The 291-nt window shown below is 58.1% G+C and carries 1 pseudogene; it reads left to right on the top strand.

The features are described 5' to 3' along the window. Positions 1–291, top strand: a pseudogene (locus tag ACNQ0T_RS23955) (GTP-binding protein); the annotation flags it as partial.

A 291-nucleotide genomic window follows, 5' to 3' on the forward strand; every position in this document is an offset into this window, starting at 1 on the left:
GGTCGATCTGCCCGGTGCCGGTGAATCTCTGGACTATGACCGTGAATACCGGCAGCTGTATAAAGATCAGTTACCGACGCTGGATCTTATCCTCTGGGTGATGAAAGCGGATGACCGGGCCTGTGCGACAGATGAAACCTTCCACCGGTTCCTGCTCAAATGCGGTGTCTCACCAGGCAGCATTGTCTTCGTTATTAACCAGGCCGACAAAGCGGAACCCTCGCTGGAATGGGACAGGGAAGCACGTCAGCCCTCCACCGGCCAGCTGCTGACGCTGACCGCCCGAAGCGC

The sequence above is a fragment of the Enterobacter cloacae complex sp.6700776 genome (assembly GCF_048284255.1).
Taxonomy (GTDB): Bacteria; Pseudomonadota; Gammaproteobacteria; order Enterobacterales; family Enterobacteriaceae; genus Enterobacter; species Enterobacter intestinihominis.